This is a genomic window from Sphingomonas zeicaulis, assembly GCF_050433225.1.
Classification (GTDB): domain Bacteria; phylum Pseudomonadota; class Alphaproteobacteria; order Sphingomonadales; family Sphingomonadaceae; genus Sphingomonas_D; species Sphingomonas_D zeicaulis.
The window spans coordinates 69,165-81,640 of the sequence record NZ_JBNPXQ010000006.1; the positions used below are offsets into that span (position 1 = coordinate 69,165).

The window sequence follows — 12,476 nt, forward strand, 5'->3', positions numbered from 1 at the left end:
TCGGCGTCAGTCGACGATCCGCTTCACCTGGCGATTGCGGTCGAGCGCGGGATCGAGGTAGCGGCCCACCTCATAGTCGCCCATGATCGTCGTGCGCCGCGCACTGCGTGCGCAGTCGAGCGGCACGCCCTCCGCGGTGTGGATCATCCGCCAATTGTCCCAGACCAGCATGTCGTTGCGCTGCCACTCGTGGAAATAGGCGTAGCGCGGGTCCGTCAGATGCGCGGCCAGTTCGGCGAGCAGGGCGTCGCTTTCCGCGCGGTCCAGCCCCAGGATATATTGCGCCTGCAGCGGCGAAATTTTGAGCGCCTTGCGACCGGTCTCGCGCTGCGTGATCACCATCGGATGCACGACAGGCGGAAAGTCGTAGCTCTTGCCGCTCGACGGCCGCTCCCGCGGTAGGACGCGCAGGTCCGCTGGCACGCCGTAGCGGCACTGCATGAAGTCGCTGACGAAGTGATAGACCACGTCCATGCCGTCGATCCGCGCCTGCGTCTTCGGGGAAAGCCGCTCATAGGCCTCGATTGCGTCGATGAAGCCGGTGCGCCCCATCGTCTGCGCGGGCTTTTCCATGCGCAGCACAGCGCCGCGTACGATCGTCGGCATGAAGGACTGATCCCAATGCCAGGGGATATAGCCGGCGCGATCCTGTCCGCCGAAGCTGTAATCGGCCTGGAAGCGGGGCTTTGTATCGGCCGGATCATAGGCGAGCGTCATCATGAATTGGTTCTTCGGGTCATTCATGTCGGCAGTCGCCGCGGGCTCCATGTCGCCGAACACGCGGCTCAGGCGCATCTGGGCGTCGTCGTCCGCGCAGGGATCGCGGACCAGCAGCAGGCCCGCCTCGATCCAGATGTCCCGGATAGCCGCCGCAGTCGCATCATCGAGCGGTCGCGTGAGGTCGATCCCGCTCACTTCCGCGCCGAAGCCGTGAGCCAGCGCGCGAACCTTCAGTCCAGATCCGGGCCGGATGGTATTGCCGATGGGCATATTCTCTCCCTCACCGGAGTGTGGCTGTCGAAAGAAATCATGCGCGCGATGTGTCTCGACGGCCACCGCCCCGGCTCCGCCATGTCGATTCATCAGAAACCTGATGAGAGCGCCCGGAACGGCCCGCGCCGGCTCGGTTCGGTCGATGCCATGCTATGGATTTTCGCGTGGCAGCTGCATCGAGGGGGCTGCGGTTCGGCAGATTTAGAAGGGACCGACATTATGAACGACATGACCGCCACGCCGTGGCCGCGGGACCGCGTGATCCCGGAATCGACCTGGCAGCGCCCCGCGGGCACGCGCGTCATCTCGGCCGATGATCATCTGATCGAAGAGCCGGGGCTGTGGGAAGATCGGCTGAAGGGGGCGGACAAGGATCGCGCGCCGAAGTATTGGCGTGACGAGACCGGCTTTCATCTTGAAGTCGATGGCCATTCCTATGACGTGCCGGGCCTGCCGCCGCTCTTTCCCGAAGGCCGCGAGGGCTTCTGGGACGTGTCGAAGCGCCTGGCCGATATGGACGCCGAAGGAATTGACGCCGCCGTCATCTATCATGGCCGCCTCAACAGCCTGATCCGGATGCCCGACAAGGAATTCTGGTATCGCTGCGTCGATGTCTGCAACGAATGGGCGGCGGAGTGGAAAGAGGCTGCTCCGGATCGGCTGTTCCCCGTGGCGCTGCTGCCCACCTTCCTCTGGCCGGAGCAGACCAGGGACTATCTCCAGAAGCTCCAGCAACTGGGCTACAAGGCGATCGACATTCCGGTGAGCCCGAAAGGCGTGCGCTACAACAGCCTTTCCATGGATCCGATGTGGGAAGCGATCCAGGAAAGCGGTATGCCGGTGTCGTTCCACATCGGCGCCTACATTCAATATTCCGGACGCGGCTCGTTGGGCGCCAACCTCAACGCTAATCTGATGCCGTTCACGGGGCTGTTCGGCCAACTGGTGTTCTCCGGCGTGTTCGACCGGTTTCCGGGCCTCAAGGTCGTCTTCACCGAGGGGGGGGCCAGCTGGGTGCCCGGCACGCTTGAAAATGCAGACAAGGTCGCCCGCGACTATGCGAGCGAACTGCGCCCGAAGCTCGCGCACAAGCCGAGCTGGTACTGGCACAACAACTGCTACACCACCTTCATGGAAGATGATGTGGCAATGGAGAATATCGGCCGGCTCGGCGCAGGCCGCGTGATGTGGTCGACCGACTATCCGCATCCCGAGGGCGTGATGGGCAGCTCCGATGCGATCATGAAGCGCATCTTCGACATGGTGGGTGAGGACGCCGGCAAGCAGGTGGTCGGCGCTAACGCCGCCGGCCTCTGGGGCATCTGATACCAAGCTGCGATGAGCATGACTCATCGCGGCTTGGTTAAGCCCGCGTGGCGCCTGAGCGATACCCTCTCCTGATCGGTCGCAGACCGAGCGGGACGGTATGAGTGGGGGGGGGGCGGACCGGCGCGGTCGAGGGGGCCGCGCCGGTCCGATTTCCGGAGGTTGGCGCTACGCCGTCGGCGGCGCGGTCTTCGCCTGACCGCTCCAGTGCATCCCGCCGCTCGCATTGCGAAGCGCCAGCGCATCCGCTTCCAGGCGCAGCGCATCGGACAGGGTGCCGTGCGCGCCGCGGTCGACGACATCCTTGACGACCCGGATGAGCGCCGGATCATGGCTGGCGATGGCGCTCGCCACCTCGATCGCGCGCGCCAGCAGGCGATCGGGCGCCAGCACCTCGTTCACGAGGCCTGCACGCAACGCGGTTTCGGCGTTGATGGGCTGGCAGGAGAGCATCATCTGTTTCGCGAACCGGGTTCCCGTCGCATGGGGCAGGCGTGAGCCCATGCCGCTGCCGGACAAGGCGCCGATGCGGGCATGCGTGTCGGCGAAGCGCGCTTCCGTGCTCGCCAGGATGAAATCGCACCCCAGCGCCATCTCCAGCCCGCCGGTATAGGCAGCGCCGCCCACGGCGGCGATGATTGGTTTGGCGAGCGTCGCCATGCTCTGGATCAGGGCGGTCGCCCGGTGGCGCGGCGCATCCGGTGCCGAGAACGTCTTGAGGTCGAGGCCGGCGCAGAAGGCGGGCGGCGTCCCGGTCAGCACGGCCGCGCGGAGCTGATCCTCCTTCTCGAAGCAAGCGAATGCAGCGCTCAGCGCGTCGAGAAGCTCCAGATCGATCGCGTTGCGCTGGGCGGGCCGGTTCAGTGACAACAGCATGACGCCGGCGCTCGGCTCGTCAATGTGCAGCACGGAGGTCACGCCTGGCTCCCGAAGAAGGCGATGACGTCTTGCGCGAAGGCGTCCGGCTCTTCCATCGCTGCGAAATGACCGCCCGCTGCCATGGTTGTCATCCGCTGCACATTATAGTGCCGTTCCGCCAGCGCGCGCGATGGCATCGGATAGAACTCGGCTGGGAAATGGGCGAGGCCCGTCGGCACGAGGACACGCCCGGAAGCGCGCTGCTCCTGACCCAAGCCATAATACATCCAGATCGACGACATCACCGTGTCGTTCACGAGGTAGGACATCAGATTGGTGATCAGATGGTCCTTGCTGAAGCGGCTTTCGATGTCGCCCTTCGTATCGCCCCAGCGCCAGAACTTCTCGACCACCCAGGCTGCCCAGCCGACCGGATTGTCGTGCAGCGCAAGGCCGATGGTCTGCGGCTTGGTCATATGCTCATGCTGATAGGCGCCCTCGGCCTGGATCAGCTTGCCGACATCGGCCCAATAGTCGCGCAGTTCGGCGTCGGCGTCGGGTCCGGCCGGTGGAGGCATGAAGAAGTTGAGGTGGATCGCCGCGACGGCATCGGCATGGGACATGCCGAGTTGCGTCGTGACTACCGATCCCCAATCGCCGCCCTGCGCGAAGAAGCGGGGATAGCCCAGCGCATCGACCATAAGTGTCCGCCACATGGCGGCGACGCGCGCAGGCCCGATCGGACGGGGCGGGCGGCCCGACCAGCCATAGCCGGGCAATGAAGGAATGACGAGCGAGAAGCCCGCCTCGAGGAGCAGCGGGATCACCGCCTGGAACTCGACGACCGAGCCCGGCCAGCCATGGGTCAGCAGGATCGGCACATCGTGTCGCCCGTCGCCGCGCACATGGTAGAAATGGATGGGGATGCCGTCGATCTCGACGCGAAACTGGGGCCAGAGGTTGAGTGCCCGTTCTTCCTTGCGCCAGTCATAGCCGGAGCGCCAATAATCCACGAGCTCGGCGAGATAGCGGGCATCCATGCCATAGCGCCACTGATCCTCGTCATCGGGCATATAGCCGATCCGACTGCTGGCGAGACGCGCCTGGATCCGCTCGAGCACGGCTTGCGGAACATCGATCTGGAACGGCTGCGGGCTCATCTTGTCTCCTGTGTCCGGATCCCTGCGGACGTCTGCTACGATCTGACGATGGCACCCCTGGCGAGTGGGCTACGACTTTATTGCATAGGGTCGGACAGGATCGCTTCCGTCCCAGGCCTGCCCTGCGGCGCGTATGCGCTCGATCCCGGCCCGCCGCATCGGCAGCATCTCGGACATCTCCAGGCTGGTACCGGCATGCAGCGCATCCTCGAAATAGGCGAAGCGGATCGCGCCGACGCGCCCCTCCTGAACCGGCGTCAGGCCGTTGGCCACCGCCGAAGCATGGACGCCGTCATAGTCATCCGGCCAGACGCAGATGTGCTGCAGGCCTTCCCCGTGCTGATCGAGGAACTCTCGATAGACGCTGGGCGTGTCGCATCGCTGCTGGATCAGTTCGATCTGCATGTCGCCGGAATTGGCGAGCGCATAGCTCATGTCCATCCCGGCAAGATCGACCCCGCGAAAGCGATATTCGTCGAGCGGAAGCCGCACATTGTAGAACCATGGCCCGATGCGCAGCTTGCCCGCCCAGACCTTCATCGCCGCCTCGATGTCGCGCACGACATAGCCCAGCTGGCGGATCGGGCCATATCCCGTGATCATGACCGGATCGCCGCGGCATGCCGCGCGGCCCAGTCGGCGAAGCGGGTGGGGCGGAGCCCCCAGCGCGTCATTTCGGCCGGTCGCGCCGAATAGTTGACGACGTTCATCCACGATTGGGTCTCGACCCATCCGGCATGCTGGCCCCGCGCGACAAGATCGTCCGGCTCGCATGTCCTTGCGATCACCGCCCGGCCGAGAATGTCGCTCAGCACCTGCGCAATCTGCTGCAGCGTCAGCAGGTCGCCTGCCAGCTCGATTTCCTGTCCGTCGAAGCGATCGGGCGCTTCGATCGCGGCGGCCGCTGCCTGTCCGATGTCCTCGGCCGCAACCAGGACCATCGGCGTGTCGGCATGAAGGCAGGTCAGGATCTCGCCCCGGACGAGGTCCGGAAACATCCAGCCCGCCTTCGGCATGGCGAAATTCTCCATCATGAAGGCCGGGCGCAGGATCGTGTGGGCCGGAACGCCGCCAGCGCGAACGAGGGCTTCCGCGTCGGCCTTGCTCTGCCAATAATTGCGGTGCCAGCGCCCCTCGGCCCATCCCGGCATCGTCGTGAACGCGCCGGTATTGGAGACCGAACTGTGCACCACGCGATGCACGCCGGCAGTGTGTGCCGCGTCGATCAGGGCGTGCGCCTGGTTGCGCTCGCTGTCCGCATCCGCTCCGGGCGCGGGCTGCACGGAGAAGATTGCATCGGTCCCGCGCAGCGCCGCGGCGAGAGCTGCGGGATCATCGAAGCTGCCGACCGCAAGCTCGGCACCCGCGACCGCGAGCGCGCGGGCGGCCGCCGTCTCGACGTCGCGGACCAGTGCGCGCACCGGCCGGCCGCGGGCCAGCAGCGCAGCCGCGACCGCACCCCCCTGCGTACCCGTCGCGCCCGTCACCAGCGTCAGCATCAAGGATCTCCCGCCATCGCGCCGTCAGGCGGATTTCAGCGCTTCCTTCAGCGCATATTTGATGACCTTGCCGGTCGAGTTCATTGGCAGCGTTTCAAGGAAGGTGACGCCGCGAGGCACCTTGTAATTGGCGAGGTTGGCCTTGCACCATGCGACGACCTCCTCGGCGGTGATGGTCGATCCGGCGGCGCGCACGACGAAGGCGTGGCCGACCTCGCCCAGCCGCTGATCGGCTATTCCGACGATCGCCGACTGGTGGATGCCGGGAAGGCCGGTCATCTGTTTCTCGATTTCAGCGGGATAGACGTTGAAACCGCCAACGATGTACATGTCCTTCAGACGATCGGTGAGCTTCAGATAGCCCTGCGCATCGAGATAGCCGACATCGCCGGTATGCAGCCATCCATCCGCATCCAGCGTCAGGCGGGTGGCTTCGGGATTGTCCATATATTCGATCAGCAGCTTGCCGTCGCGGATCAGCACCTCGCCTGGCTCCCCGACGGGGAGGACGGCGCCGTCGGGGCCCGCCACCCGGATTTCGGTGCCTGGAATCGCTGTGCCGACGGTGTAGGCCACGCGCTCCATCGGGTCGCCCGGGCGGGTGTGGGTGGCCGAACCGGCACACTCGGTCATGCCGTATCCGGTGCTGATCTCCTGGATCGGGGTTTCCGCCTCCAGTCGCTTCATCAGTTCGATCGGCACGACCGTGGAGCCGGTCGACATGAACCGCCAGGACGAGATGTCCCAGTCGCGCCAGTTGGGAAAGGCGAGCAGTTCCTGGAACACGGTCGGCGGTGCGGGCATCACCGTGATGCGATTGCGCGCGACCAGATCAAGCACGCTCACCGGATCATACGCTTCGGGCCAGTAGACGGTGGCGCCACTCAGCAGCCCCGCCACCCAGCCAGCCTTGTAGGAGGCGTTATGCGAGAAGGGACCGAACACGCCATAGCGGTCGCCGTCATGCTGCCGTGCGATGTCGACCCAGGCCTGCCCGCCGGCAAGCGACCGGCGGTGGTCGAACAGCGCGCCCTTCGGCGCGCCGGTGGTGCCGGACGTGAACATGAGGTCGGACACCGTGTCCGGCTTCACCATCGCCGCGCGTTCGGCGAGCGCGGGATCGCCGATGGCGTCGCCGCTAGCGATGAACGCATCCCAGCCGGTCTCCTGCGCGCCGAGCCGGTCGGGGGCAGCGCGCAGGACGATCCGACGGCGCAGCTCCGGCATATCCTCCGCCTTGAGCATGGCGGGATAATAGCGGCCGAGGAAATCGCCGACGGCGAACAGCCGCGTGATGCGGCCACGGCGGACGACGTCCGCCACCTCGCCGCCCTTCAGCCGCGTATTGAGCGGCACCAGGACGCCGGCCGCCCGCTGGATGCCGATCGCCGCCACCACCCATTCCCACATGTTCGGCGCCCAGATTGCGGTGCGATCGCCCGGCAGGGCGCCGTCGGCGATCAGGGCCTTGGCAACCAAGTCCGCCTGACGATCCAGCTCCCGGAAGCTGATGGCGCCGTCCAGTTGCGATACCAACGCCGCGCGGTCGCCATAGCGGTTGGCCGTATCACGCATCAGCGCGGGGATGGTGGTCGTCATGAGCGCCTTTGTCTGCCTGGCGGATGGGGGAGGGCGGTAGGCCCGGTCACGCCTTCAGGTGGGCCGGAAGTTCCTGCATGAACACCGCCTTGATTTCGGTGAAGCCGTGCAGGCCTTCCGCGCCGCCTTCGCGCCCGACCCCGGACTGCTTGAAGCCGCCATAGGGAATCGTATAGTCGATCACGCGGCCATTATGCCCGAAATTGCCGGTGCGGATGCGGCGGGCGACCTCGTAGGCGCGCTCCACATCCTCAGTGAAGACGCCACCCGACAGGCCGTAAATATTGTTGTTGGCGATGGCGATGGCTTCTTCCTCGCTGCCATAGGTGATGATCGTTCCGACCGGACCGAAAATCTCCTCGCGCGCGATCACCATGTCGTTGCTCGCGTCGGTGAACAGCGTGGGTTCGACATACCAGCCCTTGGGAAGATTCGTCGGACGGTTTCCGCCAGTGACGATCCGCGCGCCTTCCGCCTTGCCCTTTGCGATATAGTCGAGCACGCGATCCTGCTGGCGGCTGGCGACCAGTGGCCCCATCTGGGTGGCGTCGGCGAAGGGATCGCCCACCGTCACATGCCGCATGGCACCAGCGATCGCTTCTTCTACGGCGGTTTTGAGCGCGGCAGGCACCAGGATACGGCTGAACGCCGCGCATTGCTGGCCGCAGAGACCCACGAGGTTGGGCATGATGCCGGAAACGACCTTGCCGACATCGGCGTCTTCGAGGACGATCGCGGCCGACTTGCCGCCGAGTTCGGTGGTGATACGGCCAGAGCGGCCCGACACGACCGAGGCGATGTGCAGGCCGGCGGCCGTGGACCCTGTAAAGCTCACCTTGTCGACGCCCTGGTGACGGATCAGATAGTCGGAAACGTCGCGGTCGGCGGTCAGCACGGAGAACACGCCCTCGGGCACATCGGCGGCGGCGATGCACTCGGCGAGGATCAGTGCTTCCAGGGGCGTTTCCGGCGAAGGCTTGGCGATGACCGTGCAGCCCGCGGCAAGGGCGAAGGCGACCTTCAGCGAAAGGGTGGCAAGCGGCGCGTTCCAGGGCACCACCGCCGCGACAACGCCCACCGGTTCGCGCACGACGATCGCATAGCCGCCGGCCAGGGCCGGGCGGACGCTTTCGAACCCCTGTTCGGCGAGGCTGGCGGCGTAGCTGTAATAGCCGCCCATGAACGGCGCGGTCGCCGACGATTGGGTATAGGGCATACCGACCTGCAACGACCAGGCACGGGCGAAGTCGTCGGCGCGCTTCGCCATCTCTTCGGCGATGCGGCGCAGAACGACGGCGCGCTCTGCACCCGTCGTGCGCGGCCAGGGGCCGTTGTCGAAGGCATTGCGCGCGGCGGCGATGGCGCGATCCATGTCGGCGATCGTCGCCTTCGCGACGCGGCCGACCGTCTCCTCGGTCGCGGGGGAGACAATGTCGATGCCCTGGCCCTCAGATGAATTGGACCAGTCCCCGCCGATGAACAGCTTCTCGGGGTTGGCGAGGTTGAGCAGCGTGTCGGTCATGACGGATGTCTCCAGATGCGGATGAGGGCTGATGGCGACGCGCAGATCAGGTCTCGACGACCACCGGCAGCGACAGGATGTTCGCCACCCCGCCGTCGACCGGCAGCATGTGTCCGGTAATGTAGCCGGACGCCTCGGACGCGAGGAACTGGACGGGCCCCAGCATCTCGGCCGGATCGCCGAAGCGGCCGAGCGCAATGGCGTCGCGGAAGATCTTGGCGCGCTGCGGATGGCCGACGGTCGGCGCGGCCATGTCGGTGTCGAAGAAACCCGGCGCGATCGCGTTGCAGGTGACGCCGTGCGGTGCGAGGTCGGCGGCGATTGCCCGGGTTATGCCGAGCACCGCATGCTTGCTCGCGACATAGGCGGACAGATTGGGCCTGCCGGTATCGGCGACATAGGAGGCGAAGTTGATGATCCGGCCCCATTTTCGCCGGGCCATACCCTTCGAAAGGTCACGACACAGGATGTACATGGACGAGACGTTGACGTCGAACATCGTCTGCCAATGGCCGAGCGTCGATTCGTGAAGCGCGCCCCAGCCGCCGATCGCCCCGTTATTGACCAGGATGTCGATCGGTGTGTCCTCAGCGGTCAGCCGGTCCGCCGCGGCCTGGACGGCGTCCAGATCGCCCAGGTCAAAAGCGATGGTACGGGCCTGCCCGCCTGCCTCGCGGACGGCCTCCGCCGTCTCTTCGAGCTTCCCGGCATCGCGCGCGGCGAGGATCAGCGACGCACCCGCCTCGGCGAAGCCAAGCGCGATGGCCTTGCCCAACCCGCGCGATGCGCCAGTGATCATGGCGGTGCGTCCCTCGAGCGAGAAGAGCCGGGTCATTCGATCCTCATCCTGATGTGCTTGTTTGCCGCCATAGCGCGGTGGGTGCGTCGATTTCGATGGCGTTTGCCAACCCATCATAAGAGCGATTTCACTGCTGTCATCTTGTCGCCCGCCTGGCGGGCCGCGATGCATGTGGACAAAGAAGGAGAGCGATAACAATGGCCGACGCGGCGCAGCGCAGCATTTTGGAAGCCGACTATGTGATTGTCGGCGCGGGCTCGGCTGGCTGCGTTCTCGCGAACAGGTTGAGTGCTGACGGCCGATACAAGGTTGTCGTGCTCGAAGCGGGTGGCGACGACCGTCCGCTGCGCAACATCGCCAGCCCGGCGCAGGCGCTCAGTACGCTCAACATCCATGTGCCCGCGGGCTTCACCAGGATGCTGAAGGATGCGCGCATCAACTGGAACTATCTGACCGAGCCCGACGCCAGTTCGGATGGACGCCAGTATCATTTTCCGCGCGGCAAGGTGCTGGGCGGCTCCTCGTCGATCAACGGCATCCTGTGGGTGCGGGGGCTGCCTGAGGATTATGACGGGTGGCGCCAGCTTGGCCTCAGCGGCTGGGGCTGGAGTGATGCGGAGCGCTATTTTCGGCGGATCGAGCGCCAGCATGGCGAGGGGGTGACCGCCGAGCAGCAGCAGGGGCAGCTCGACATCGGCGACGTGCCGATGCGCCACGAGATGCTCGACCTGATGACCCGCGCCTTTGAGGAAGCGGGGGCGCCGCTTGCGACAGACCTCAACGGCACGACGCGCGAAGGCGTGGCACGCGTGCGCCTCAACGCCCACAAGGGCGTGCGGGTATCGGCCGCGGTCGCCTATCTCCATTCGGCGATGAAACGCCCGAACCTCTCGGTCGTGATGAAGGCGCACGCCTCGCGCATCCTGTTCGAGGGCAGGACGGCGATCGGCGTCGAATATTGGCAGGGCAATGAGCGGCACGCGGTACGGGTGCGACGCGAGGTGATTCTCGCGGGTGGCGCGATCAATTCGCCGCAACTCCTGGAACTGTCCGGCATCGGTAACGGCGAGTCGCTGCGCGCGCTGGGCATTCCCGTGATCGTCGATCGCCCCCGGGTCGGCGAGAATTTGCAGGATCATTTCGCGACGATGGTCCGCGCGCGGCTGAAGCCGGGCTCGCGCAGTCTCAACCAGCTGTCGAGGGGCTTCGGGCTCGCTGCGCAGATGATCCGCTATGCGGTCACGCGGACCGGCCTGCTCGCGCTTGGCGGTTCCAACCTGACCGCCTTCCTCAAGTCCGATCCCGCGCTCGACCTTCCGGACCTGCAATTCTTCGCCAGTCCTGCGACCGTGGACTTCGAGGCGCTGGCGAAGAGCGGAGCGATGCAGATGGAGCGGCTGCCGGGCATCACGGTGGGTGGCTATGTGATGCGTCCGCAGTCGCGCGGCTCGATCCACATCAAGTCGCCCGACTTCCGCGACGCGCCCGCGATCAGGCCCAATTTCCTCGCCGCCGAGGCCGATCAGCGCGCGCAGATCCAGACGCTGCGCTGGGCGCGACGGGTGATGCACGCACCCGTGCTCGCCCCCTATTTCGATCATGAACTGACCCCTGGCGCACGGGCCGAGAGCGACGAAGAATTGCTGGCGTTCGCGCGGGCAGCGGGATCGACCGGTTATCACCAGGCGTCCACCTGCGCGATGGGCGCACAGGCCGATGCCGTCCTGTCCGGTGAGCTGAAGGTCAACGGCGTCGAAGGGCTGCGCGTCATCGACGCGTCGGCGATGCCGAACGTCGTTTCCGGCAACACCAATGCGGCAACGATGATGATCGCCGAGCGCGGTGCAGAACTGGTCCTGGCCGACGCGCGCTGATGGCGGCGTCGGCGAAGGGGCTCATCCGTCGCGGCCGACCTGCTGGCCGAACAGCAGCAGGGACTGGTCGGTGGGCAGTGCTGCCCAGATCTGGCGGGCGGCGGTGTCGATGTCCATCACTCCGATGCCCTCCGCCATCTGCCGCCGCATCTGTGTGGCGATCGGATAATCGCTGTCCGCCATTGCCGCGACCTGCCGCGTCAGCGGCGTATCGACGAAGCCGGGCCGCACCGCCGTGACCCAGATGTTGGCGCGCCCGCGCATCGCCAGTTCGCGCCGCGCGACGCGAACCCACATCTCCAGCGCCGCCTTTCCGGCGCAGTAGACCGTCTGGCCGAGGGTCGGTGATCGGGCGGAGGATGAGGACATCATCACCAGCCCGACATTGCCCGCGAAGCGGGATTCGACCGCCGCACGCAGGAACATCTCGCCCAGGCGCAGCGGCGCAGCGACATTGGCGATGATGTCGCGGGCATAATCCGCCGCGTCCACCTCTCCCGCGAAGCCGGTCAAGCCTTTCAGATGGGCGTTCTGGATGAAGATGGCGCGGCTGCCCCGAGAGCCGCGGAGCATGTCGGTGAAGTGCGCTCCGACGGCATCCCAGCTGCCCTGGTCCGCGAGGTCGAGGAAACGGCTCTCATAATCGTGATGCTGACGCCGCGAGAGGTTGACGATGCGAGCGCCGGGATAGGGGACATTGCGCGCGAGGCCGAGGCCGATCCCTTCGGTCGCGCCGGAAATCCAGACGAGATCAGACGAGGCTGAAGATATTTGCATGCAAAAAGCGTAGGCCGGCACAGTGCGCTGTCAAACCCCGGCACGCGCCCATCGCATTGATGATGGTGC

At 66.0% G+C, this 12,476-nt stretch carries 11 protein-coding genes; 2 read left to right on the forward strand and 9 right to left on the reverse strand.

Annotated elements, in window-relative coordinates; all coding sequences use genetic code 11:
- Window positions 1-6: 6 nt before the first annotated feature.
- A complete protein-coding gene (locus FHS96_RS18905; protein WP_429595164.1) occupies window positions 7-915 on the reverse strand; it encodes a TauD/TfdA dioxygenase family protein in 909 nt (302 codons plus the stop codon).
- Between the two features lie 15 nt (window positions 916-930).
- Between FHS96_RS18905 and FHS96_RS18910 the strand changes: the two genes are divergently transcribed.
- Window positions 931-2,319, forward strand: coding sequence for an amidohydrolase family protein (locus FHS96_RS18910; protein WP_429595167.1), 1,389 nt, complete (start codon window positions 931-933; stop codon window positions 2,317-2,319).
- Window positions 2,320-2,487: 168 nt separating this feature from the next.
- Here FHS96_RS18910 and FHS96_RS18915 read toward each other — a convergent pair whose 3' ends face one another.
- From FHS96_RS18915 to FHS96_RS18945, 7 genes are all read right to left on the reverse strand, one after another.
- Window positions 2,488-3,237: an enoyl-CoA hydratase-related protein gene (locus FHS96_RS18915; RefSeq protein WP_429595170.1), complete on the reverse strand. Its 750-nt coding sequence runs from the start codon at window positions 3,235-3,237 to the stop codon at window positions 2,488-2,490.
- Window positions 3,234-4,337 (reverse strand): epoxide hydrolase family protein, encoded by a 1,104-nt coding sequence (locus FHS96_RS18920; RefSeq protein WP_429595173.1) that lies wholly within the window; start codon window positions 4,335-4,337, stop codon window positions 3,234-3,236. The genes FHS96_RS18915 and FHS96_RS18920 overlap by 4 nt, the downstream gene beginning before the upstream one ends.
- A 69-nt stretch (window positions 4,338-4,406) precedes the next feature.
- Entirely contained in the window at window positions 4,407-4,940 is a 534-nt protein-coding gene (locus FHS96_RS18925) for a VOC family protein (RefSeq protein ID WP_429595177.1), read from the reverse strand.
- Window positions 4,937-5,836: an NmrA family NAD(P)-binding protein gene (locus FHS96_RS18930; protein ID WP_429595180.1), complete on the reverse strand. Its 900-nt coding sequence runs from the start codon at window positions 5,834-5,836 to the stop codon at window positions 4,937-4,939. The genes FHS96_RS18925 and FHS96_RS18930 overlap by 4 nt, the downstream gene beginning before the upstream one ends.
- A gap of 24 nt (window positions 5,837-5,860) precedes the next feature.
- Complete coding sequence (locus FHS96_RS18935; protein ID WP_429595183.1) at window positions 5,861-7,435, reverse strand: AMP-binding protein; 1,575 nt, start codon at window positions 7,433-7,435, stop codon at window positions 5,861-5,863.
- A 46-nt stretch (window positions 7,436-7,481) separates the two neighbouring features.
- Window positions 7,482-8,957 carry an aldehyde dehydrogenase gene (locus FHS96_RS18940; RefSeq protein WP_429595186.1) on the reverse strand — a complete coding sequence of 492 codons (1,476 nt, stop codon included), beginning with the start codon at window positions 8,955-8,957 and terminating at the stop codon, window positions 7,482-7,484.
- Window positions 8,958-9,003: 46 nt separating this feature from the next.
- Window positions 9,004-9,792 carry an SDR family NAD(P)-dependent oxidoreductase gene (locus FHS96_RS18945; RefSeq protein WP_429595189.1) on the reverse strand — a complete coding sequence of 263 codons (789 nt, stop codon included), beginning with the start codon at window positions 9,790-9,792 and terminating at the stop codon, window positions 9,004-9,006.
- A gap of 161 nt (window positions 9,793-9,953) precedes the next feature.
- On the opposite strand from FHS96_RS18945, the gene FHS96_RS18950 reads away from it, so the two are divergent.
- Window positions 9,954-11,630: a GMC family oxidoreductase gene (locus FHS96_RS18950; RefSeq protein ID WP_429595192.1), complete on the forward strand. Its 1,677-nt coding sequence runs from the start codon at window positions 9,954-9,956 to the stop codon at window positions 11,628-11,630.
- Window positions 11,631-11,651: 21 nt separating this feature from the next.
- On the opposite strand, the gene FHS96_RS18955 is transcribed toward FHS96_RS18950, so the two are convergent.
- A complete protein-coding gene (locus FHS96_RS18955) occupies window positions 11,652-12,407 on the reverse strand; it encodes an SDR family NAD(P)-dependent oxidoreductase (RefSeq protein ID WP_429595195.1) in 756 nt (251 codons plus the stop codon).
- Window positions 12,408-12,476: the final 69 nt, after the last annotated feature.

What these genes read in the sequence shown, in the direction of transcription:
- FHS96_RS18925 (WP_429595177.1), bottom strand. Translation starts at nt 4,940, where the DNA reads ATGATCACGGGATATGGCCCGATCCGCCAGCTGGGCTATGTCGTGCGC.
- FHS96_RS18930 (WP_429595180.1), bottom strand. Translation starts at nt 5,836, where the DNA reads ATGCTGACGCTGGTGACGGGCGCGACGGGTACGCAGGGGGGTGCGGTC.
- FHS96_RS18935 (WP_429595183.1), bottom strand. Translation starts at nt 7,435, where the DNA reads ATGACGACCACCATCCCCGCGCTGATGCGTGATACGGCCAACCGCTAT.
- FHS96_RS18940 (WP_429595186.1), bottom strand. Translation starts at nt 8,957, where the DNA reads ATGACCGACACGCTGCTCAACCTCGCCAACCCCGAGAAGCTGTTCATC.
- FHS96_RS18955 (WP_429595195.1), bottom strand. Translation starts at nt 12,407, where the DNA reads ATGCAAATATCTTCAGCCTCGTCTGATCTCGTCTGGATTTCCGGCGCG.
- FHS96_RS18950 (WP_429595192.1), top strand. Translation starts at nt 9,954, where the DNA reads ATGGCCGACGCGGCGCAGCGCAGCATTTTGGAAGCCGACTATGTGATT.
- FHS96_RS18945 (WP_429595189.1), bottom strand. Translation starts at nt 9,792, where the DNA reads ATGACCCGGCTCTTCTCGCTCGAGGGACGCACCGCCATGATCACTGGC.
- FHS96_RS18920 (WP_429595173.1), bottom strand. Translation starts at nt 4,337, where the DNA reads ATGAGCCCGCAGCCGTTCCAGATCGATGTTCCGCAAGCCGTGCTCGAG.